This window comes from Terrabacter sp. NPDC000476, from assembly GCF_040300125.1.
Classification (GTDB): Bacteria; Actinomycetota; Actinomycetes; order Actinomycetales; family Dermatophilaceae; genus Terrabacter.
Window position 1 is genome coordinate 93,480 of sequence record NZ_JBEPDF010000003.1, and the last position, 18,432, is coordinate 111,911.

16 protein-coding genes are annotated in these 18,432 nt (G+C 73.7%); 9 read left to right on the forward strand and 7 right to left on the reverse strand.

All coding sequences use genetic code 11. From position 1 onward, the window contains the following. Positions 1-116: 116 nt before the first annotated feature. Together ABT295_RS16435 and ABT295_RS16440 are read right to left on the reverse strand one after the other, a co-directional pair. The gene (locus tag ABT295_RS16435; RefSeq protein ID WP_352395482.1) at positions 117-1,358 is read right to left on the reverse strand and encodes an MFS transporter; all 1,242 of its coding nucleotides are present in this window, start codon (positions 1,356-1,358) and stop codon (positions 117-119) included. A gap of 129 nt (positions 1,359-1,487) precedes the next feature. Then, positions 1,488-3,935: an HAD-IC family P-type ATPase gene (locus ABT295_RS16440; RefSeq protein ID WP_352395483.1), complete on the reverse strand. Its 2,448-nt coding sequence runs from the start codon at positions 3,933-3,935 to the stop codon at positions 1,488-1,490. A gap of 175 nt (positions 3,936-4,110) precedes the next feature. Between ABT295_RS16440 and ABT295_RS16445 the strand changes: the two genes are divergently transcribed. Beyond that, positions 4,111-5,559: an NAD-dependent malic enzyme gene (locus tag ABT295_RS16445; protein WP_352395484.1), complete on the forward strand. Its 1,449-nt coding sequence runs from the start codon at positions 4,111-4,113 to the stop codon at positions 5,557-5,559. A 17-nt stretch (positions 5,560-5,576) separates the two neighbouring features. Beyond that, positions 5,577-6,908, forward strand: coding sequence for an MFS transporter (locus ABT295_RS16450; protein ID WP_352395485.1), 1,332 nt, complete (start codon positions 5,577-5,579; stop codon positions 6,906-6,908). Between the two features lie 107 nt (positions 6,909-7,015). Here the strand turns inward: ABT295_RS16450 and ABT295_RS16455 are convergent, their stop codons facing one another. The 4 genes from ABT295_RS16455 to ABT295_RS16470 all read right to left on the reverse strand — a co-directional run bounded on the left by ABT295_RS16455 (position 7,016) and on the right by ABT295_RS16470 (position 10,284). Then, positions 7,016-8,242, reverse strand: a complete 1,227-nt coding sequence (locus ABT295_RS16455; RefSeq protein ID WP_352395486.1) for an MFS transporter — start codon at positions 8,240-8,242, stop codon at positions 7,016-7,018. Beyond that, positions 8,239-8,697 (reverse strand): MarR family winged helix-turn-helix transcriptional regulator, encoded by a 459-nt coding sequence (locus ABT295_RS16460; protein WP_352395487.1) that lies wholly within the window; start codon positions 8,695-8,697, stop codon positions 8,239-8,241. The genes ABT295_RS16455 and ABT295_RS16460 overlap by 4 nt, the downstream gene beginning before the upstream one ends. Before the next feature lie 85 nt (positions 8,698-8,782). Continuing rightward, complete coding sequence (locus ABT295_RS16465) at positions 8,783-9,718, reverse strand: LLM class F420-dependent oxidoreductase (protein WP_352395488.1); 936 nt, start codon at positions 9,716-9,718, stop codon at positions 8,783-8,785. A gap of 17 nt (positions 9,719-9,735) precedes the next feature. Continuing rightward, on the reverse strand, positions 9,736-10,284 hold the full coding sequence (locus tag ABT295_RS16470; RefSeq protein WP_352395489.1) for a TetR/AcrR family transcriptional regulator: 549 nt from the start codon (positions 10,282-10,284) through the stop codon (positions 9,736-9,738). 232 nt (positions 10,285-10,516) lie between these two features. On the opposite strand from ABT295_RS16470, the gene ABT295_RS16475 reads away from it, so the two are divergent. Together ABT295_RS16475 and ABT295_RS16480 are read left to right on the forward strand one after the other, a co-directional pair. Beyond that, positions 10,517-10,711, forward strand: coding sequence for a hypothetical protein (locus ABT295_RS16475; RefSeq protein WP_352395490.1), 195 nt, complete (start codon positions 10,517-10,519; stop codon positions 10,709-10,711). Positions 10,712-10,719: 8 nt separating this feature from the next. Continuing rightward, positions 10,720-12,201 carry an MFS transporter gene (locus tag ABT295_RS16480; protein ID WP_352395491.1) on the forward strand — a complete coding sequence of 494 codons (1,482 nt, stop codon included), beginning with the start codon at positions 10,720-10,722 and terminating at the stop codon, positions 12,199-12,201. A 210-nt stretch (positions 12,202-12,411) separates the two neighbouring features. Here ABT295_RS16480 and ABT295_RS16485 read toward each other — a convergent pair whose 3' ends face one another. Then, positions 12,412-12,930, reverse strand: a complete 519-nt coding sequence (locus tag ABT295_RS16485; RefSeq protein WP_352395492.1) for an inorganic diphosphatase — start codon at positions 12,928-12,930, stop codon at positions 12,412-12,414. 174 nt (positions 12,931-13,104) lie between these two features. Between ABT295_RS16485 and ABT295_RS16490 the strand changes: the two genes are divergently transcribed. The 5 genes from ABT295_RS16490 to ABT295_RS16510 all read left to right on the forward strand — a co-directional run bounded on the left by ABT295_RS16490 (position 13,105) and on the right by ABT295_RS16510 (position 18,313). After that, on the forward strand, positions 13,105-14,547 hold the full coding sequence (locus ABT295_RS16490) for a D-alanyl-D-alanine carboxypeptidase/D-alanyl-D-alanine-endopeptidase (RefSeq protein WP_352395493.1): 1,443 nt from the start codon (positions 13,105-13,107) through the stop codon (positions 14,545-14,547). A gap of 119 nt (positions 14,548-14,666) precedes the next feature. Continuing rightward, positions 14,667-15,794, forward strand: coding sequence for an Rv3626c family coenzyme F420 biosynthesis-associated protein (locus ABT295_RS16495; RefSeq protein ID WP_352395494.1), 1,128 nt, complete (start codon positions 14,667-14,669; stop codon positions 15,792-15,794). 21 nt (positions 15,795-15,815) lie between these two features. Further along, entirely contained in the window at positions 15,816-16,814 is a 999-nt protein-coding gene (gene tilS, locus ABT295_RS16500; protein WP_352395495.1) for a tRNA lysidine(34) synthetase TilS, read from the forward strand. A 106-nt stretch (positions 16,815-16,920) separates the two neighbouring features. Continuing rightward, positions 16,921-17,472: a hypoxanthine phosphoribosyltransferase gene (hpt, locus tag ABT295_RS16505; protein ID WP_345508232.1), complete on the forward strand. Its 552-nt coding sequence runs from the start codon at positions 16,921-16,923 to the stop codon at positions 17,470-17,472. 16 nt (positions 17,473-17,488) lie between these two features. Next, positions 17,489-18,313 carry a DUF1028 domain-containing protein gene (locus ABT295_RS16510; RefSeq protein WP_352395496.1) on the forward strand — a complete coding sequence of 275 codons (825 nt, stop codon included), beginning with the start codon at positions 17,489-17,491 and terminating at the stop codon, positions 18,311-18,313. The last annotated feature ends 119 nt before the right edge of the window (positions 18,314-18,432 follow it).

Here is an 18,432-nt window from a genome sequence, read left to right on the forward strand (position 1 = left end):
CGGCCCCGTGAGGGTCGGGGCACGGGCGCGCCCGGCCCCGGGCGTGCGGCCCCGAGCGCCCGGCCCGGAGCGCCCGGCCCCGAGCGCCCGGCCACGGGGTCACGCGGTAGGCGGGGTCAGGCGGGCGTCGTCGACCCGGGCTCGAGGGCCCGGAGCTGGGCACGCTCGAGCATCCGGTGGAAGCCCCACGACACGAGCACCGCGGCCGCGCCGGCGCCGACCGTGACGGCATACGCCGGCGTGTGGCCACCCCAGTCGGCGAGGCGTCCGGCGAGCGCGGCCCCGACCGCGTAGCCGAGCCCGGTCGAGGCGGCGAGCACCGTCATGGCCGCACCGGTGCGCGAGGGCGGGGTGACGCGCTCGGCGAGCGTGAAGGTCGTGATCATGTAGGGCGCGACCGTGCACCCGAGCACGAGCAGCACCGGCACGAGCCCCGGCAGCGACCCGACGAGCAGCAGCGGTGCCGAGAGCACGAGCAGGCCGAGCGCGAACCAGCGCAGCCGCTGGGGGAGCGAGATCGTGGCGGGCAGCGCGGCGACCGCCAGGCCGGCGAGCACGCTGCCGATGCCGAGGAGCGCGTGGAAGTAGCCGGTGAGGCCGGGGGAGCCCGCGGCGGTCGCGAGCACCGACGTCCCGGTCTGCACCGACCCGAAGACGGTGCCGACGAGCAGCTGGGCCGCGCAGAGCACGACGAGCGCGGGCGTGAGCAGGCGGCCGACGACGCCGCGTCGACCCGCCGTCGCGGCATGGGTCGCGACGGCCGTCTCGTGCAGCGCGAACCACGTGCCGAAGACGGCGAGGGCGACCGCCGCGAGGGCGAGCGCGACCGACGGGTCGGCGACCGAGACGCCCAGCCCGACCAGCGCCGGGCCGAGCACGAAGGAGGCCTCGTCCGCGGCGCCCTCGTAGGAGAAGGCGGCGTCGACGAGCCGGTGCTGGCGCGCGCCCGTCTTCGAGGTGATCGGGCGCCAGCGCACGCGCGCGAGCGGGCCGATCTGCGGCAGCAGCAGACCCGCGACCGCGCTGACGAGCGCGGCCACGCCCCAAGGCAGCCCGGCACCGACGACGAGCAGGATGCCAAGGAGGCCGGCCGCCCCGGCGAGGGACTGGAAGGCGACGACGCGGCGCTGGCCGAGCCGGTCGGCGCGCGCGCCCCAGAAGGTGGCGCCCGCGGCGTTCGCCACGGCGAGCGCTCCCGCGCAGAAGCCCCCGGCGCCGTAGCTGCCGGTCGCCGACGAGACGAGCAGGAGGGTGCCGAGCTGGCTCATGGCGAGCGGCAGCCGGGCGAGGAAGGCCACGACGATGTAGGTGCGGCCGGTGAGGCCGAACAGGTGGCGGTACGAGTCGATGGGTGACACGGGGCGGCTCCGGATCTGGTCGCGGGGTACGCGACGTCGGGTGCGCGCCTACCCGCCCATCAGGCCACGCCGGATCCCTGTGCGCTCCCAGTGTACGGCGTGCGCGGGAGTGGGTCGCCCCGCCGCAGGTCAGTCGCGCACGTGGTGCGCGTCGCGGACCGACGGCGAGAGCCGGTAGATCCCCTCGACGACCGCCGCCCCGACGGCCCCCACGGCGAGCGACTGCCACACGAGCGCGAGCGGTGCGTCGAGGTTGAAGAACGTCCCCGCGAGGGGGAGCACGAAGGCGAGGACGGCGAGCCCGACCATCGCGGCCACGAGCGCCGCCTTCCAGGCACGGAACGGCCGGGCCAGCACGACGAGGATCCAGAAGAAGACGGTGAGCAGGGTGATCGTCGCGCCGCTGCCCGTCTGCCAGCACGCCACGTCGCTGACGGTCTTCGCGCCGGCCTCGACCGCGCACCGGTCCGCGAACTCGTCACGGGGGACGCCGTAGCTGCTGCCGGCCAGCAGGTAGGCGGTGATGACGGCGACCCCCGCCACCGCTCCCGAGGGCACGGCGAAGCGCAGGATGCGCCCGAGGAAGCCGGGCAGGTAGCGCCGCTGGTTCGGCCCGAGCGCGAGGAAGAAGGCGGGGATGCCGATGGTGACGGCCGACACGAGCGTCAGGTGGCGGGGGAGGAACGGGAACGGCACGGCGATGAGCGCGGCCGCGAGGATCGCGACGAGGCTCATCGCGTTCTTCGCCACGAAGAGGTTGGCGACGCGCTCGACGTTGCCGATGACGCGCCGGCCCTCGGCGAGCACGTCGGGCAGGTGCGAGAAGCGCCCGTCGAGCAGCACGAGCTCGGCCACGGCCTTGGTCGCCTGGGCGCCGTTGCCCATGGCGACGCCGATGTCGGCGTCCTTGAGGGCGAGAGCGTCGTTGACGCCGTCGCCCGTCATGGCGACGACGTGGCCGTCGGCCTGCAGCGCGTGCACGAAGGCGCGCTTCTGCTCCGGCGTGACGCGCCCGAAGACGGTGTGCGTGGCGAGTGCGACACGCAGCGCCTCCGGGTCGTCCGGGAGCGTCCGTGCGTCGACCGGCTCACCCACCTCGAGCCCGACGGTCCGTGCGACGGCGGCGACGGTGACGGGGTTGTCGCCCGAGACCACCTTGATCGCGACGTCCTGCTCGGCGAAGTAGGTGAGCGTCTCCTTGGCGTCGGGGCGCACCTGCTCGGTCAGCGTCACGAGGGCGGCCGGGGTGAGGTCGGGCGGGAGGGTGGCGTCGGTGAGGTGCTCCTCGCTGCGGGCGAGCAGCACGACGCGACGGCCGGAGTCGGCGAGCTCGGCCACCCGCGCGCGGATCCGGTCGAGGACCTCCGGCGGGGACGGTTGGGGATCGGCCGCGAGCAGCACCTCGGGCGCGCCGAGGACCCAGGTGGACCGGCCGGCGAAGCAGGCCGCGCTCCACTTGCGCGAGGAGTTGAACGGGATCGTCCGCGTGCGCTCCCAGCCGGGCGCCTCGACGACGCCGGCGACCGCGGTAAGCGTGCCGTTGGCGTTCGGGTCGTCGGCGAGCGCGCCCAGGGCGCAACGGATCTCGTCGGCGTCCTGTCCCTCCAGCGCGTGGGCGTCCTCGAAGGCGATCTCGCCGGCGGTCAGCGTGCCGGTCTTGTCGAGGCACACCACGTCGACCCGTGCGAGCCCCTCGACGGCGGGCAGCTGCTGCACGAGGACGTTGCGCCGGGTCAGCTGCACGGCCGACAGGAGGAAGGCGACGGACGTCAGCAGCACGAGCCCCTCCGGCACGAGCCCGACGACGCCGGCCGCCGAGCGGATGACCACCTCGCGCCAGCCCTGGTCGCCGACGGTGCGCCACTGCGACCAGATCGCGATCGGCAGGGCGCCGACGATGACCCACGTGATGTAGCGCAGCAGGGTATTGATCGACTCCTGGATCTCGGAGCGTGTGCGCGTGAACTTCCTTGCGTCGGCGGCGATCCGGTTGACGTAGGCGTCTGCCCCGACCTGCTGCGCGTGGTAGCGGCCCGACCCGGCGACGACGCTGGTGCCCGACATGATCTCGTCGCCCTCCGCGTGCGGCACCGGGTCGGACTCGCCGGTGAGGTTGGCCTCGTTGAGCTCCAGCCCGGCGCTCGCGATGAGGACGCCGTCGGCCGGCACCTCGTCACCGGTGCGCAGCTCGATGAGGTCGTCCTGCACGACGTCGGTGGTCGCGACGACGCGCACCTCGCCGTCACGCAGCACGCGCGTCGTCGGGGCGTTGAGCAGCGCGAGCCGGTCGAGCTTCCGCTTGGCGAGATACTCCTGGACGATGCCGATGGCGGAGTTGACGACGAGGACGATGCCGAAGAGGCCGTCGGCGAACGATCCCGTCACCATGACGAGCACGAAGAGCGCGCCGAGGATGGCGTTGAAGCGGGTCAGCACGTTGGCCCGCACGATCTCGCCGATGGAGCGCGACGTGCGCTCGCTCAGGCGGTTGACGGCGCCGCGGGCGACGCGCTCGGCCACCTCGGCGCTCGTGAGGCCCTCGGGGCGGGTCAGGGTCGCGTCGCCGGGTGTCGTCACTGGGCCATTGTCGTATGCCGGTCGCCGCGGCCGTGGCGGCACGCGCGGACCCGGGGCGCCGGGTCGGGTGCGGGACGGCACGCGCACGGCATACGGCGGTGGGAGGGAGGCGACGGACAAAGGTTACTGATCGGTCCGCGGACCATGTCGGGCGCGCTTCTCGGATCGTGGGACGATGGCCGACGTGACTGAGTCGATCCAACGTGCCCGCGCCACCACCGCCTCCTACTCGATCACGATGCGCATCCACACGGGGACCGATCCCGCCGTGATCGGGACCCTGGCGGTCAAGGTGGCCGAGAGCGGCGGCATCACGACCGCGCTCGACATCGTCGACTCGCACCCGGACCGCCTCGTCATCGACCTCACCTGCTCCGCGAGCAACGCCGAGCACTCGACCGAGATCGTCGCCGCCGTCGAGACGCTCGACGGCGTGCGCGTGCACAAGGTCTCCGACCGCGTCTTCCTGCTGCACCTCGGCGGCAAGATCAGCGTCGAGAGCAAGGTCAACCTGCGCAACCGCCAGGACCTCGCGATGGCCTACACGCCGGGCGTCGGCCGGGTGAGCCAGGCGCTCGCCGACCACCCCGAGGACGTGCCCAGGCTGACGATCAAGGGCAACTCGGTGGCCGTGGTCACCGACGGGTCCGCGGTGCTCGGCCTCGGCAACATCGGCCCGATGGCCGCGCTGCCCGTCATGGAGGGCAAGGCGGCGCTCTTCAAGCGCTTCGCCGACATCGACGCGTGGCCGATCTGCATCGACACCACCGACGTCGACGAGATCGTGCGCACCGTCGAGCTCATCGCCCCCGGCTTCGGCGGCATCAACCTCGAGGACATCGCCGCGCCGCGCTGCTTCGAGGTCGAGGCCAAGCTGCGCGAGCGCCTCTCGATCCCCGTCTTCCACGACGACCAGCACGGCACCGCCATCGTCGTGCTCGCCGCGCTGAAGAACGCGCTGCGCATCATCGACAAGCCCCTCCCGGAGGCGCGCATCGTCGTCTCCGGTGGCGGCGCGGCCGGCTCGGCCATCGTCCAGCTGCTCCTCGCGGCCGGGGCCCACGACGTCACGGTCAGCGACCGTCCCGGGCTGCTCAACCAGGCCGACGAGTCGCTCACCCCCGCGTGGCGCGAGCTCGCCGGCAAGACGAACCCGCGCGGCCTCACCGGCACGCTCCGCGACGGCCTCCAGGGTGCCGACGTCTTCATCGGCGTCAGCGCGCCGCGCATCCTGCACCCCGACTGGATCGACGAGATGGCCGAGAAGCGCATCGTCTTCGCGCTCGCCAACCCCGACCCCGAGGTCGACATCCACGAGGCCACGCAGCGGGCAACCGTCGTGGCCTCGGGCCGCAGCGACTACCCGAACCAGATCAACAACGTGCTGGCCTTCCCGGGTGTCTTCCGCGGCCTGCTCGACGCGCGCGCGACCGACGTCACGACCGAGATGCTCATCAAGGCCGCCGACGCCATCGCGTCGGTCGTCACCGACGAGCAGCTCAACCCGAACTACATCATCCCGAGCGTCTTCCAGCCCGACATGAGCAAGACCGTCGCCAAGGCGATCGTCGACTGCGTGCCCAAGGCGCCCGAGAAGAACATCCCGATGACCGGCGCCAACTGAAGGAGCCGGTCGACCGGATGACGAGCACGACCCCAGCCCGGCAGCGTCACGCGCTCGACGGCCGGCGCGCGTGGGCGGTGTGGGCGGCGGCAATCGCCGTCTACGTCCTCGCCGTCTTCCACCGCACCTCCCTCGGCGTCGCCGGCCTCGACGCCGCGGAGCGCTTCGGCATCAGCAGCTCGCAGCTGTCGACGTTCACCATCGTCCAGGTCTTCGTCTACGCGGCCATGCAGCTGCCGGTCGGGGCCCTGCTCGACCGCTACGGCTCGAAGAAGCTGCTCGGCGTGGGCCTGACGCTGCTCACGGTCGCGCAGTTCGGCTTCGCCTTCGTCGACTCGTTCCCGGCCGCGCTCGCGTGCCGGGTGCTGCTCGGCATGGGCGACGCCATGGTCTTCATCTCGGTGCTGCGCCTCGTCGCCCTGTGGTTCTCGCCGCGGCGCACGCCGATGGTGACGCAGCTGACGGGCGTGCTCGGCCAGCTCGGCGCCCTCGCCGCGGCCGGCCCGCTCGCGGCGGCGCTCGACCACTTCGGGTGGACGCCGTCGTATGCCGTGTCGGCCTCGGTCGGCGTGCTGACCGGCCTCGCGCTCGTGCTCGTCGTCAAGGACAGCCCGTACGCCGACCACCACCGCGACGAGCTGAGGCTGCGGGCCATCGCCCGCACGCTGCGCGCGGCCTGGCTCGTGCCCGGCACCCGGCTCGGCCTGTGGTCGCACTTCACGTCGCAGTTCGCGGCCAACATGTTCACGATGCTGTGGGGCTTCCCGTTCCTCGTCGCGGGGCAGGGCCTGGCGCCGTCCACGGCGAGCGTGCTGCTCATGGTCATGGTCTTCACGTCGGTGGTCTCGAGCCCGGTCATCGGCACGCTGACGATGCGCTACCCGTTCTCGCGCAGCACGCTCGTGCTGTGGATCGCCGGCGCGGCCATCGCGGCCTGGACCGTCGTGCTGCTCTGGCCGGGGCGGGCCCCGCTCTGGCTGCTCGTCGTCCTCGTCGTGCTCATCGCGGTGGGCGGGCCCGGCTCGATGATCGGCTTCGACCTCGCGCGCACCTTCAACCCGCCGACCCGCATCGGCAGCGCGTCGGGCATCGTCAACACGGGCGGCTTCATCGCCACCCTGACGGCCGTCGCCCTCGTCGGCGTCGTGCTCGACCGGGTGTCACCGGGCGGTCCGTCGACGTGGGACGTCGACTCGTTCCGGGCCGCCATGACGGTGCAGTACCCGGTGTGGGCGCTCGGCGTCGTCCAGGTGCTGCGCTACCGCCGCAAGGCGCGGCGGGCGGCCCTCGAGGCCGACCCCGAGGCGTACGCCGCCATGCAGGCCGGCCGCAGCGTCACCTTCCACTGACCCGACCGTCGAGACGCCCCCCCCGGGCAACACACCGTGAAAGGCACAACCCACCGGGATCGGATCCCGGTGGGTTGTGACCTGCTCGGTGTGTTGCGGGGGAGGGGTCAGGCGTCGCCGACCGTCAGCGCCTCGGCCTCGGTGCGCGAGGTGACCTCCTCGGCGCCGTGGCCCGGGGCCTCGTCGAGGGCGCCGATGATGCGGCGCGCCGTGAGCAGCACGAGGATCGCGAGCACGACCGCGCCGGAGCCCACCCAGAAGGGCAGGTGGATCGACCGCTCACCGAGGTTGCCGGCGAGCCACGGGGCGACGGCGCCGCCGCTGAAGCGGACGAAGGAGTAGGCCGCCGACGCGACGCCGCGCTCGACGGGCGCGACCTTCATGACCGTCTCGGTGATGAGGGTGTTGTTCACGCCGAGGAAGGCGCCGGCCAGGATGGTGCCGACGACGAGGACGGTCTTGTTCTCGGTGTAGCCCGCCATGACGGCGAGGATGACCGCGAAGCCGGCCAGGGCACCGACGATGCCGGCCATCGTGCCGAACCGGCGCTGCACCATCGGGGCCACGAACACGGAGGTGACGGCGAGCAGCACGCCCCAGCCGAAGAAGATGAAGCCGATCTCGTGGGCGCCCATGGCGAGCGGGAACGGGGTGAAGGCGAGCAGCGTGAAGAAGCCGAAGTTGTAGAGCAGGGCGGTGATGCCGACCGTGAGCAGGCCGCGGTGCCCGAGGGCCCGGATGGGCGCGGCGAGCGAGGTGGGGTTCTCGGCCGGCGGGGTCTTCGGCAGCGTCGTCAGGGTCGCGATGAAGGCGACGGCCATGAGCACCGCGACGCCGAAGAACGGCCAGCGCCACGAGATGCCGCCGAGCCACCCGCCGAGGAGCGGACCGGTCGCGATGCCGACGCCGAGCGCGGCCTCGTAGAGGATGATGGCCTGCTTGACCGACCCGGAGGCCGCGTTGACGATCGTCGCGAGCGCCGTCGCGATGAAGAGGGCGTTGCCGAGGCCCCACAGGGCGCGGAAGGCGACGATGCCGCCGACGGTGTCCTGGCTGCCGGCGAAGGCCGCCCCGACGATGATGAGGGCGAGGCCGAGCAGGAGGGTCCGCTTGGCGCCGACCCGGCTGCTGACGAAGCCGGTGCCGAGCATCGCGATGCCCATGACGGCGAGGTAGCTCGTGAAGAGCAGCGAGACCTGCGAGGGGCCGGCGCCGAGCTCGTCGGCGATCGGCTTGAGGATGGGGTCGACGAGGCCGATGCCCATGAAGGAGATCACGCAGGCGAAGGCGATCGACCATACGGTCTTGGGTTGGCGCCACATGGTGGTGGTCATCCGTCCTTTCGGGTGGGGTTCGGGAGGGGCGCGTCCGCCGCCGCGGCGAGCAGCTCGTCGAGCACGTCGACCGCGATGCGGACGCGATCGAGCGCAGGACCGTCGAGCCGGTCGAGGACGGGGGACAGGACGGCCAGTCGGGCCCGGCGCACGCTCTCGAGCGCGGCGTGACCCTCGTCGCTGAGGGAGACCACCGAGGCACGCGCGTCGTCCGGGTCGGACGCGCGGTGCACCCAGCCCGCCGCCTCGAGGCGCTGGAGCTGGTTGGTGGTCGTCGGCTGGCTGCTGTGATCGGCGGCCGCGAGGACGCTGACGCGGGACGGGCCCAGCTCGTCGAGGAGCGCGAGGAGGCGCGCCTGCGCGAAGGGGACGTCGAACGACGCGTGCCGGCTGGCCCAGCGCGAGAGGCGCGCGGCCGAGCGCAGCAGCTCGTTGCCCAGAGCGGTCGGTTCCATCACTCGCTCCAACTTACATAGACAACCTATGTAAATCAAGTCGAGGGCGCCCGGGCCGGCCCGGCCGGCGCCGGGTGGTCCGGGTTCAGAGGAGCTGGCGCAGCACCCCGTCGGCGATGTCGGCGAGGTGGTCGAGGTCGGCGAGGTCGAGGACCTGCAGGTAGATCCGCTCCGCCCCGACCGCCTCGAACGTCGCGATCTTCTCGACGACCTCGTCGGGTGATCCGGCGAGCCCGGACTCGCGCAGCTCGTCGAGGTCGCGCCCGATGGCGTCGGCGCGACGCCGCAGGGTGGCCTCGTCGCGCCCGACGCAGACGACCTGCGCGGCCGAGAGCGTCAGCGACGCCGGGTCGCGTCCCTCGCGCCGGGCCAGGCCGCGCACGCGCTCGAAGAGCACTCCCGAGGCCTCTGCCGACGAGAACGCGGCGTTGAACTCGGCGGCGTACCGGACCGCGAGCGCGGGCGTGCGGCGCCTGCCGCCGCCCCCGATGATGATCGGCACGCCGCCGTCCTGCACGGGCCTGGCGAGCGCGGGGGAGTCGGTGACGGGGTAGTGGGTCCCGTCGTGGCTGAACGTCGTTCCGGGCTCGGTCGACCAGAGTCCGGTGATGACGGCGAGCTGCTCCTCGAGCCGGTCGAAGCGTTCGCCGAGCGAGGGGAAGGGGATGCCGTATGCCGTGTGCTCGGCCTCGAACCAGCCGGCGCCCAGCCCCAGCTCGACGCGACCGCCGCTCATCTGGTCGACGCCCGCGACCTGGACGGCGAGCGGCCCGGGCAGGCGGAAGGTGGCGGACGTGACGAGCGTCCCGAGCCGGATCGTCGAGGTGTCACGCGCGAGGCCGGCGAGGGTCGTCCAGGCGTCGGTGGGGCCGACGCCGCCGTCGCCACCCATGTGGAGGTAGTGGTCGGAGCGGAAGAAGCCGCTGAACCCGAGCTCCTCGCCGGCTCGTGCGACGGCGAGGAGGTCGTCGTAGGTGGCGCCCTGTTGGGGCTCGGTGAAGATGCGCAGGTCGACGGTCATGCCCGTGCAACGACGGATCAGGCGCGGACAATCCCGTCGACGACGACCTCGAGCATCGGTCGCACGTCGAGGTCGGCGCGGCTCGTGTCGGCCACGCTCGCGACGCCGCTGACGAGGCGCATGACGTTGGCGGCGTCGACGCCGGGGCGCAGCTCGCCCGTCGCGTCGAGGTGGTCGATGACGCGGCGGTTGGCGTCGCCCATGACCCGGCACTTTCGGTACATCGGCGAGGCGGGGTCGTCCATGGCCGCGCAGATCTTGCTCGCTGCCCCGCGGTGGAGGGTGATGTGGTCGACGAAGTGCTCGAACCAGCCGAGCAGCATGTCGCGGGCGGGTGCCTCGGTGGCGATCGCGGTGTCGGCATCGGCGGCCACGCGATCGGTCCAGTCCTGCATGAGCGCGTCGACGAGCGCCTCGCGGGTGGGGAAGTGGCGGTAGAGGGTGCCGGCGCCCACGCCCGCGCGCTTGGCGATCTCGTCGAGGGAGGAGTCGGTGCCGCGCTCGGTGAAGACGATCCGGGCGGTGGCGAGGATCTTGTCGTAGTTGCGGCGGGCGTCGGCACGCATCGGCCGAGCGGATTTCCCGGTGCTCTCCAGGGCGGGTGCGTCGGCGCGATCCCCTTGGGTGCCAACGGATTCCGGCGACGGATCGAGCGTCGCCCCGCCGGTTGCGGCAGACGTCACGGGAAATTCCTCCTTGCAAAAGCGGAGAGTGTCTCCGTATTGTGGGTCAGGCAGAACCGGAGAGGTTCTCCGCTCATCGTAGCGCCGCCCGACGTCATTGAGGAGTCCGGCACCCATGACCATCACGATCCAGCCCACCCGAGCAGCCCGACGCGTGCACCTGTCGCACCTCGCGACCACCCACCGCGCCCCGCTCGTGCCCCGCGGTCCCCACGCCCACGGCGCCCGCGCCACGTCCTTCACCCCGATGGCCCGCGACCCGCTCACCGCCGAGACGCCGCGCCCCCAGTTCGAGCACCACGAAGCCTGAGGCAGACCATGTCGACCACCACCACCTCGCCCGCCACCCGACCCCCGGTCGCACCCACGGCGTCCGCGTCCGACCGCACCGCACGCCGCGGGGCCATCGGCCTCGGCGTCGTCCTCGTCGCCCAGCTCATGCTCGTGCTCGACGCCACCGTCGTGAACGTCGCGCTGCCGCACATCCAGACCGACCTCGGCTTCACGCCCGCCGGCCTGTCGTGGGTGCTCAACGCCTACACCCTGGCCTTCGGCGGCCTGCTGCTGCTCGGTGGCCGCCTCGGCGACGTGCTCGGACGGTTGCGCGCCTTCGAGATCGGCCTCGCGGTCTTCACCGTCGCGAGCCTCCTCGGCGGCCTCGCCACGTCACCCGCGTGGCTCATCGCCGCCCGCACCCTCCAGGGCGTCGGCGCCGCCCTGGCCGCCCCGAGCGTGCTCGCGCTCGTGACGACCAGCGCCCCGAACGAGGCCGCGCGCAACCGCGGCCTGGCGCTCTTCACGGCCGTCTCGTCCGCGGGCGCCTCGATCGGCCTGCTCCTCGGCGGCGCGCTCACCGACTTCGTCAGCTGGCACTGGACGCTCTTCGTCAACGTGCCGATCGGCGCCGTCGTCCTCGTGCTCGCCCGGCGCTTCGTCACGGAGACCCCGCGCGTGCGCGGCCGGTTCGACGTCGTCGGCGCGGTCACGGCGACGCTCGGGTCGGTGGCCGTGGTCCACGGCTTCATCAGTGCCGCCGACCGCGGCTGGACGGCGCCGCTGACGCTCGCGTCGTTCGTCGTCGGCCTGGGCCTGCTCGCGCTCTTCGTGCGCACCGAGAGCCGGGTCCCGGCGCCGCTGCTGCCGCTCGCGCTCGTGCGCGACCGCACCCGCGGTGGGGCTCTCGTGCTCATGGCGCTCGTCGTCGGGGCGCAGTTCTCGACGTTCTTCCTCGTGACGCAGTACCTCCAGCTCGTCCTCGGCTTCAGCCCGGTCGCGACGGGCGCCGCGTTCCTGCCCCTCAGCCTCGCGATCTTCGCGACGTCGCGGGTCAGCGCGCGCCTCGTCGCGAAGGTCGGCCCCCGCCCGATGCTCCTCGTCGGCACGCTGGGGCTCACCGCGAGCTTCGTGTGGCTGAGCAGCATCACGACGACGAGCACGTATGCCGGTCACCTCCTGGGTGCGCTCGTGCTCAACGGCGTCTCGGCCGCGCTCGTCTTCATGCCGGTCACCGTCGTCGTCCTCGGCGGCGTCGACCGGGCCCAGGCGGGCACCGTGTCGGGGCTGCTCCAGACGGCGCAGCAGCTGGGCGGCGCCGTCGGCCTCGCGGCCATCGTCAGCGTCTACGCCTCGAAGGCGGTGCCGGGGCAGTTCGTCCCCGGCGTCGAGCCGGCGTTCCTCACGTCGGCGAGCTTCACGCTCGTGGCCCTGCTCGTGGCGGCCCTCGTGCTGCGGCCCCGCCCGGCGCGGGCCGCAGCCGGGCCGGAGCCGACGCGCGAGACGGTCACCGTCGAGGCCGGCTGACCGACGGCAGGGTCACCTGGAGCTGCAGACGGTGCTGCGTCCGGTGGGGTGATCACCCCACCGGACGCAGCACCACGTGCGGACCCACGGCGCCGCGGCCTGGATCACCCGGTCGCGAGCAGCACCTGAGACCACACGACCCCCGCGGCCTGGGTGGGCTGCGGGGGTCGAGCGCACGGCATACGGCCCGTGTGGACTGCTCGCGCGGGCTCAGTGCCCCTGCGGCATGGCCCAGCGTGCCGTCGACGTGCCCTGCTCCTTGGCGCGCTCGAGGGCCTCGCCGATGATCTTCTCGGCGGCCTCGCGGTTGCCCCAGTCGGAGCCCTCGACGTGCTTTCCGGGCTCGAGGTCCTTGTAGCGCTCGAAGAAGTGCTGGATCTCCTTGAGCGTGAACTCGTTGACGTCGCCGATGTCCTGGACGTCGGCGTTGCGCGGGTCGACCGGCACGCAGAGCACCTTGTCGTCGCCGCCGGCCTCGTCGGTCATGTGGAAGACGCCGATCGGGCGCGCCTCGACGACGACGCCGGGGAAGAGCGGCTCGGGCAGCAGCACGAGCGCGTCCAGGGGGTCGCCGTCCTCGCCGAGCGAGTCCTCGATGTAGCCGTAGTCGGCGGGGTAGGCCATCGGCGTGAAGAGGTAGCGGTCGAGGCGGATCCGACCGGTCTCGTGGTCGACCTCGTACTTGTTGCGCTGTCCGCGCGGGATCTCGATGGTGACGTCGAACTCCACGTCTTCCCCTTCTTCACGGTCTTCGGGCGCTCGTCCGGGCGCGGTCGCTGCGCTCGGGTGCCGGGGCACGCGCCTGCGGCTGACAGAATCGTCCGCGACAGTGTGTCAGCAACGGCGGTCCTCGCGCGAAATCGCGGCGGACGGCGGACAGGGGTGGGAAGCGTGGAGCCAGCGGTGCGGCGACGTGCGGCACCCGCCCGGCGCCTCGTCGCGCTCGGCGCCGTCGGGTCCCTCGTGCTGGCGTATGCCGTGCTCGACGTCGTCGACGCGGTGCCCGGTGTGCTGACGACGCGACCGCTGCCCCCGCCCGCGCCCACCGAGACGGTCGCGCCCCGCACGGCGCCGAGCGTGGCGCAGCCGAGCCCGCCGACGTCGGCCCCGGCGCCGCTGCCGGCGCTGGCCGGCGAGGCCGAGGGCGCGTCGCCGGCCGGGGTGCAGCGGGCGCTCGCCGCGGTGCGCGACCTCCCCGCCCTCGGCGACGCCGCGCTCGTCGTGCGCGACGGCCAGAGCGGCCGGGTGCTGCTCGACCAGGGCGGCGACCAGCTGCGCATCCCCGCGTCGACGACGAAGCTGCTCTCGGCGGCGGCCATCGGCAAGGCGTTCGCGCCGGGCGACGTGCTGCGCACCGTGGTGCGCCAGGGCGCCGCGCCCGACCGGATCGTGCTCGTCGCCGGCGGCGACTCGCTGCTCGCGCCCGGCGCGGGCGACCCGGAGGCCGTCGCCGGCCACGCCGGGCTGCGCGACCTCGCCCGGCAGGTGGCCGCGAAGCTCGAGGGGGCCGGGGTGCGACGGGTCACGCTCGCCGTCGACGAGACGTACGCCCCGGGGCCGACGACGGCGCCCACGTGGTCCTCGTCGTTCCGCAGCACCGGCATCACCGGCGCGGTGGCGATGCTCGGCCTCTCGACCCAGCGGGCCCACGGCGGTTCGCCCGGTCCGGCCGACCCCGTCGCGTCGGTGCGCGGGGCCTTCGCCGGCCAGCTCGAGGCGCTCGGCGTCGCGGTGGAGACGGCGCCCCGCGACGAGAGCCCGACGGGGGGTGTGGCCGCGGCCGGTCCCGTGCTCGGCAGCGTCGAGTCGGCGCCGGTGCGCGACCAGCTGGCGCTCGCCCTCACCGACAGCGACAACGCGCTCACCGAGATCCTCGCCCGGCAGGCGGCCTTCCGCGCGGGCTCCGGCACCGACTTCGCCGCCGTGGGCGGCTGGATCGTCACCGAGGTGCGCGCCCTGGGGCTCGACACGACCGGGGTGCGGCTCGTCGACGCGAGCGGGCTCTCGCGGGAGAACCGGGTGCGTGCCTCGCTGCTCTCCGACGTGCTCGTGCTCGGCTACGACGGGTCGCACCCGGTGCTGCGCCGAGCCCTCGACGGCCTGCCGATCGGCGGGCTCACCGGCACCCTCGCCACCCGGTTCACCGGTGCGCAGCACGACGCCGCCGGCCGCGCACGGGCCAAGACCGGCACGCTGACGGGCGCCAACGCGCTCGCCGGGAGCGTCGTCGACGACGACGGTCGGCTGCTCGTCTTCGTGGGTATGGTCGCCGGGGCGGGAACCAACGACGCGCGGGCGGCGTTGGACCGTTTCGTAGCGGCGCTCGCCTCCTGCGGCTGTCGCTGACGGGCCGGTGGGCCGCTCGGGTGGCCGGCCTTCGCGACAGGGAGCGCCGTCGACCACGGCCGACCGACCGCACACCCACGACGTCGTCGTCGTCACGGCGCGGCACGGAAAGGGCTGGCATGACCGACACCACCGTCCCGATGCCTCAGTCGACGGACCGGGCGACGGACCGGACGACGGACCGGGCAGCTGCCGGCGGACCCCGTGGCCGGGCCGCCTACGTCGACTACGACTTCGCGAAGAAGACCGGCCGCACGGTCGTCAGCCCCGGCCCCCAGGTCACGGGTGACGAGGCGGCTGCCATCGTCGCCGACCTCCGGGCGGCCGCGGCCGCGGCCGTGGCACCCGTCGCGGAGACGAGCGCCCTCGTCGCGCCCGACGACGCCCCGGCGCCCCTCGTCGTCGACCGGCCGGGCTGGATCGACGCCAACGTCGACTCCTTCCGGGCGCTGCTCGACCCGGTCGTCGACAAGCTCAGCACCTCGAAGTCGACGCCCAGCGCGGCGGCCGCCGCCATCGGCGGCAAGGTGACCGGAGCGGAGATGGGCGGCCTGCTCGCGTTCCTCTCGAGCAAGGTGCTGGGGCAGTACGACCTCGCGCCCGGCGGCACGCCGCGCCTGCTCCTCGTCGCGCCGAACATCGTCGCGACCGAGCGTCGGCTCGCGGTCGACCCGACCGACTTCCGGCGGTGGGTCGCGATGCACGAGGAGACCCACCGCGTGCAGTTCACCGCCGTGCCCTGGCTGCGCGAGCACCTCGTCGAGCGCACGCAGTCGCTCGCCGTCGACCTCGCGCCGACCTCCGAGGACCTCGGCCGTCGCCTCGAGCAGCTGACCCGCAACCTGCCCGACGTCCTCTCCTCGGGCGAAGGCCTCGGCCAGCTCTTCGCGACGCCGGAGCAGAAGGCCCGGATCGCCGAGCTGACCGCGGTCATGTCGCTCCTCGAGGGCCACGCCGACGTCGTCATGGACGCCGTCGGCCCCCGCGTCATCCCGACGGTCGACGAGATCCGCCGCAAGTTCGACCAGCGGCGCACCGGCTCCGTCGGCGTCGACCGGCTGCTGCGCAAGCTGCTCGGGCTCGAGGCCAAGATGCGCCAGTACCGCGACGGGGCCGCCTTCGTCCGGGCCGTCACCGACGCGGTGGGTCGCGACGGCTTCAACGCCGTCTGGTCCTCGCCCGACCACCTGCCCCGAGCCGCCGAGATCGTCGACCCGGGCGCCTGGGTGCGCCGGGTCCACGGCTGAGCCGTGCGAGGTCCAGCAGACATGCCCGGTCCCGACCCCGCCGTCGCCGCCACCCGGCTCGCCGTGCGCGAGCACCTCGTCGACGTGCCGGAGGGCGGCGTCGTGCTCGTCGCGTGCTCGGGCGGCCCCGACTCCGTCGCGCTCGCGGCAGCCCTCGCCTTCGAGGCACCGCGGGCGGGCGTGCGCGCGGGCGCCGTCGTCGTCGACCACGGGCTGCAGGAGCGCTCCGCCGAGGTCGCCGAGGAGGCGGGTGCCCTCTGCCGCGAGATCGGCCTCGACCCCGTCGAGGTGGTGCGGGCCGACGTGCGCACGAGCGGCGCGGGTCTCGAGGCCGACGCCCGCACGGCGCGCTACGCCGCCATCGAGGAGGTCGCGGGCCGCGTGGGGGCCGCGCTGGTCCTCATCGGCCACACCCGAGACGACCAGGCCGAGCAGGTGCTGCTCGGCCTCTCGCGGGGGTCGGGAGCCCGCTCCCTCAGCGGTATGCCGGTGCGCCGCGACCGCTTCGTGCGCCCGCTCCTCGCCCTGCCGCGCGCCACGACGCTCGCCGCCTGCGCGGCCTACGGCATCGAGCCCTGGGTCGACCCGCACAACAGCGACGACTCGTTCCGGCGGGTGCGCGCGCGGCGGCTGCTCGCGACCCTCGAGTCCGACCTCGGACCGGGCTTCGGGGCCGCCCTCGCCCGCAGCGCCGACCTGCTGCGCGAGGACGCCGACTACCTCGAGACGCTCGCGGTCTCGGCCCGCGCGGGTCTCCCGCCCGGCCCGGACGGCGACGGCGTCGACCTCGGGGCGCTCGCGGACCTGCCCCGCGCCATCCGGACCCGGGTGTGGCGGCTGCTCGCCGCCGAGGCCGGCGCACCGCTCGCCGACGTCAGCGCGGCCCACGTCGAGTCGCTCGACGCGCTGCTGACCTCGTGGCACGGCCAGGGGCCGCTCCACGTGCCCGGCGGCATCGCCGTCGCGCGCACGCGGGGTGCGATCGTCTTCCGCCCGCTGCGCGAGAGCGCCATCGCCTGAGGGACTCCGTCGCCCGAGGACTCCCCGCCGGGGACGCCGTGACCGCGGGTGCGGTTGAATGGAGCCGCCCCGCACGACCCGCACAGCACGACACCGAGGAGCCTTCGTGGACCACGAGCACATGGGAGACGACCTGGCGCAGGTCCTCTACACCGAGGAGCAGATCCAGGCCCGGCTCGCCGAGCTCGCCGCCGACATCTGGAAGGACTACGAGGGCAAGGACTTCCTGCTCGTCGGGGTGCTCAAGGGTGCCGTCGTCGTCATGGCCGACCTCATGCGGGCGCTGCCCGGCACGGCCCCGATGGACTGGATGGCGGTCTCGTCCTACGGCTCCGGCACGAAGAGCTCGGGCGTCGTGCGCATCCTCAAGGACCTCGACACCGACATCAGCGGCCGCCACGTGCTCATCGTCGAGGACATCATCGACTCCGGCCTGACGCTCTCGTGGATCAAGTCCAACCTCGAGTCGCGCAACCCGGCCTCGGTCGAGATCTGCACGCTGCTGCGCAAGCCCGACGTCGTCAAGGTCGACATTCCCGTGCGGTACGTCGGCTTCGACATCCCCAACGAGTTCGTCGTCGGCTACGGCCTCGACTACGCCGAGAAGTACCGCAACCTGCGCTGCGTCGGCACCCTCGCGCCGCACGTCTACGCCTGACGGCCGAGGCGCTGCCGTGACCTTCTCCATCGTCGCGCGCCAGGGCGAGGCCTTCGGCGTCGCCGTCGCGAGCAAGTTCCTCGCGGTCGGTGCCGTCGTGCCCGACGCCCGCCTCGGCGTGGGCGCCGTCGCCACGCAGTCCTACGCCCGCGTCGCCTACCGCGACGAGCTGCTCGACCGGCTCGCCGCGGGGGAGGCCGCGGACCCTGCGCTCGTCGCGGCGACCGCGCTCGACGAGGGCCGCGAGACGCGCCAGGTCGGCGTCGTCGGTCCTGCCTCCGCAGCCACCTTCACCGGCTCGGAGTGCAACGCGTGGGCGGGGGGCGTCGCGCGCGACGACGGCGACACGGCATACGCCATCCAGGGCAACATCCTCACCGGGCCCGAGGTCGTCGAGGAGATGGAGCGTGCGTGGCACGCCTCGTCCGGGCGGCCCCTCGCGCAGCGGCTGCTCGCCGCCCTCGTCGCCGGCGACGCGGCGGGCGGCGACTCGCGGGGACGCCAGAGCGCCGCGATGTATGCCGTCGAGCCCGGGTCGGGCTACGACACGTGCGGGGTGCTCGCCGACCTCCGCGTCGACGACCACGCCGACCCGGTCACCGAGCTCGGCCGGCTCCTCGCCGAGTGGGAGATGTTCTTCGGCCGCCCCGAGGACGTCGCAGCCCTCACGGGCGAGCTCGCCGGGGAGGTGCGCGACCGCCTCGCCCGCCTCGGCTTCGAGGCCGACGACCTCTCCGTCGCCCTCGCCGACTGGGCCGGCAACGCCAACTACGAGGCGCGCCTCAGCCCGGACGGCATCGACGCGCGGGTGCTCGAGGCGCTGCGGGCGGCCACCGCCTGAGAGCGCGGGTCCGGGCGCCGGTCCGCCGAAGGTTCGACGGACTGGTTGGTCACCGGCGCGTCGCATGCGGAACACTGGTGAGCCACCGGACGTTGTGCCGGTGGATCAACTCACCGGAC

What these genes read in the sequence shown, in the direction of transcription:
- ABT295_RS16445 (WP_352395484.1), top strand. Translation starts at nt 4,111, where the DNA reads ATGGCCGACGTGACTGAGTCGATCCAACGTGCCCGCGCCACCACCGCC.
- ABT295_RS16450 (WP_352395485.1), top strand. Translation starts at nt 5,577, where the DNA reads ATGACGAGCACGACCCCAGCCCGGCAGCGTCACGCGCTCGACGGCCGG.
- ABT295_RS16455 (WP_352395486.1), bottom strand. Translation starts at nt 8,242, where the DNA reads ATGACCACCACCATGTGGCGCCAACCCAAGACCGTATGGTCGATCGCC.
- ABT295_RS16460 (WP_352395487.1), bottom strand. Translation starts at nt 8,697, where the DNA reads ATGGAACCGACCGCTCTGGGCAACGAGCTGCTGCGCTCGGCCGCGCGC.
- ABT295_RS16465 (WP_352395488.1), bottom strand. Translation starts at nt 9,718, where the DNA reads ATGACCGTCGACCTGCGCATCTTCACCGAGCCCCAACAGGGCGCCACC.
- ABT295_RS16470 (WP_352395489.1), bottom strand. Translation starts at nt 10,284, where the DNA reads ATGCGTGCCGACGCCCGCCGCAACTACGACAAGATCCTCGCCACCGCC.
- ABT295_RS16475 (WP_352395490.1), top strand. Translation starts at nt 10,517, where the DNA reads ATGACCATCACGATCCAGCCCACCCGAGCAGCCCGACGCGTGCACCTG.
- ABT295_RS16480 (WP_352395491.1), top strand. Translation starts at nt 10,720, where the DNA reads ATGTCGACCACCACCACCTCGCCCGCCACCCGACCCCCGGTCGCACCC.
- ABT295_RS16495 (WP_352395494.1), top strand. Translation starts at nt 14,667, where the DNA reads ATGACCGACACCACCGTCCCGATGCCTCAGTCGACGGACCGGGCGACG.
- tilS (WP_352395495.1), top strand. Translation starts at nt 15,816, where the DNA reads ATGCCCGGTCCCGACCCCGCCGTCGCCGCCACCCGGCTCGCCGTGCGC.